At 71.8% G+C, this 2697-nt stretch carries 3 protein-coding genes; 1 reads left to right on the top strand and 2 read right to left on the bottom strand.

What is annotated here, in order from left to right:
* On the bottom strand, positions 1–276 hold a 276-nt coding region (csx15, locus tag ACE3UY_RS15720), incomplete at its 3' end, for a CRISPR-associated protein Csx15 (protein WP_374688445.1).
* Between the two features lie 69 nt (positions 277–345).
* Positions 346–1209, bottom strand: a complete 864-nt coding sequence (locus tag ACE3UY_RS15715; protein WP_374688444.1) for a CRISPR-associated ring nuclease — start codon at positions 1207–1209, stop codon at positions 346–348.
* A gap of 182 nt (positions 1210–1391) precedes the next feature.
* Between ACE3UY_RS15715 and ACE3UY_RS15710 the strand changes: the two genes are divergently transcribed.
* Positions 1392–2594: a CRISPR-associated protein Csx3 gene (locus ACE3UY_RS15710; protein WP_374688443.1), complete on the top strand. Its 1203-nt coding sequence runs from the start codon at positions 1392–1394 to the stop codon at positions 2592–2594.
* Positions 2595–2697 lie beyond the last annotated feature (103 nt).

Genomic DNA, 2697 nt, shown 5'->3' with positions numbered 1-2697 from the left:
GGCCGGGAAGTAGCCCATGCGGCCGTGCAGCTCGGCGATGAGGGTGGCGGCGATGGGGGCGTAGGCGGGGGGCATGATGAGCAGGGGCGTGGTCTGCCAGTCGGCGGCCGAGAGGCCGGCGGCGTCGAGCAGCTCGGCCACCTGGCCGGCGAAGGGGCGGGCCTGGTCGAACTGGGCGGGCACGTCGCGCACGTCGGGCGGCGCGCCGTCGAGCAGGGCGGCGAGTTGGGCCAGTTGGACGGGGGTCAGGGGGTGGGAGAATGTGAGGAGGAGCATTGGGAGAAGTAGGAATTAGGAATTATGAGTTGTGCCAGACCTGACAGGTTTGCCGCAAACCTGACAGCTCTAGAGGTCGGTGAAGTAAAGTTCGAATTTCTCGCGCAGGAAGCGGTAGTCGAGCCAGAGTTCGTCGGGCAGGCCCCAGACGTTGCGGCATTCGGCCAGGATGACCGTCTTGTGCGAGTCAATGGTGCTGAGTTCGACGCTGAGTTCGTCGGCGGCGGCGCGCGGGTGGCGGCCTTCGGCCAAGAGGCGCAACACCGCGGTCTGGCGCGGGGTCAGCCGCTCGATGACGGCGCGGCAGCGGGCGCGCTCCACGCCGTCGAGCACCTGGCGCGGCCGGGCCAGCACGTCGCCGCCGGCCGGCCGGGCCAGCTCTTGCAGGGCGGGGAAGTAGCTGCCCCAGGGCATCATGGGCACGCGGATGAGCCGGAAGCCGCTGCCGGGCGGCGCGTGGAGCAGCGCGCCCCCCTCGGCCGCGGCGCGCAGGGCGGGGGGCGTGTACATGTGCCACAGGGCGTCCTGGTGGCCGAAGTGGAGCATGGCCGCCGACATGGTCAGCAGCCCCAGGATGCGCCGGCCGCCGCTGATGCAGACGTGGAGCGTGCGCCGCTCGGCCTTGAGGCGGGCGACGAGGGCGTAGACCGCCTCCCAGACGGCGTCGGTGTCGGCCTCGTCGTGGATGTCGGCCAGGACGCGGCCGTTGCTGCGGATGGGCAGCGGCTCGAAGCGGAGGGGCTGGCCGCGGTAGTGGCCGCCGGCGAACTCGGCCGCCAGCCGGTCGAGGGCGCGGGCGGCGCGGCCGTCCTCCGCGGGCAGGTAGAGGACGATGAGGTCGGCCACGGCGTACTCCTCGAGCAAGGCGTCGAGGGCGAAGGTGACGACCTGGGGTTGGCCGCCGAGGGTGGCGAGGAGGGTGATGGGCTTCATCGGAGAATCATCCGCAGATTACGCAGATTTCAGAAGAAGGCTCACGCAAAGAGCGCCAAGGATGCTAAGAACGCTAAGACCTTAGCTTCCTTGGCGTGCTTGGCGTGAGGTTCTTAATCTGCGAAATCTGCGTCATAATCAGCGTCATCAGCGTGCTATTCTTCGATCATAGCGGAAGGTTCATGATGACGCCATTTCCAGCGATTTTGGTAGGTGGGCCGCCCCATTCGGGGAAGTCGGTGCTGGTCTATAGCCTGAGCCAGGCGCTGCGGGCGCGGGGGGTGGCCCACTACGCCCTGCGCGCCTGCCCCGACGGGGAGGGGGACTTCAGCAACGAGAGCGACCAGACGCTGGTGCGCCTCATTCGCCAGAAGGGGGCATTCACCGCGACGTTCATGGCCCACATCGCCGCCTATCTGGAGGAGCGCCACCTGCCGCTGCTGGTGGACGTGGGCGGGCGGCCGACGCCGGAACAGCTGGCCGTCTTCGCCCGCTGCACCCACGCCGTGCTGCTGGTGGCCGACCGGCCGGAGGAACCGGGGGCGTATGAGCGGTTGCGCGGGGAGTGGCGGGCGATGCTGGCGGAGGCAGGGCTGCCCCTCATCGCCGATCTGTGCTCGACGCTGAGCGAGGCGGGGCGGCTGGACGAGACCGAACCGGTGGGCACGGCCGAACCGGTGGGCACGGCCGAACCGGTGGTGCGCGGGGTGGTCACTGGCGTGATCGCCGGGCTGGAGCGCGGCCGGCTGGCGGGCGGGCCGGCGTTCGAGGCGCTGGTGGATGCGGTGGCGGCGCGCTTCCCGCACGCGGAGCGCGAGCTGGCCGAACGCCACCGGGCGCTGGCCCCGGCCGGGGCGCGGCTGGTGGATCTGCCGGCGCTGCTGGCGGAACTGGCGGCGGGCGGCGGGCGGTGGGAGCCGGGGCTGCTGCCGGGCGTGGCGGCGCGCGTCCCGGCCGGGGAGGCGCTGGCGGTCTATGGGCGGGGGCCGAACTGGCTCTACGCGCTGCTGGCGCTGCGGGCCGCGCCGGCCCCGCTGTGGCTGTTCGACGTGCGCTACGGCTGGCTGCGCGCGCCGGAACTGCCGGAGGTGGCCGGGGAGGCCCAGGCGGGCTGGAGCGTCAGCGTGGAGGCGCGGGGTGGGTACGACCTGGTGGAGATGGCGACGGGGGCGCAGTACCTCGACCCGGACGAGCCGGAGGGGCTGCCGCTGCCGGCGCTGCCGGCGGCCCCGGCGCGCGGCCTCGTCCTCAGCGGGCGCGTGCCGCACTGGCTGCTGGCGGCCGCGGCGCGGCGCTGGGGGCCGGGGCGGCGGTGGGTGGCGGTGTTTCACCCGCCGCTGGGCGGGGCGGTGGTGGTGGCGGGGGATATTGGGAAAGTCATCTGAGGAAGACCTGTCAGGTCTGGCGTCAACGCTGCTCCACGATAGCGATCTCCTCCTCCGTCAACCCATACAACCCATACACCAGCCGGTCGATCTGCCCGTCGGT

This window comes from Promineifilum sp. (SeqCode) (assembly GCF_041918635.1).
GTDB lineage: Bacteria > Chloroflexota > Anaerolineae > Promineifilales > Promineifilaceae > Promineifilum.
Note: the sequence above shows the minus strand (reverse complement) of the source record. Positions and strands in the feature narration are given on the sequence as shown.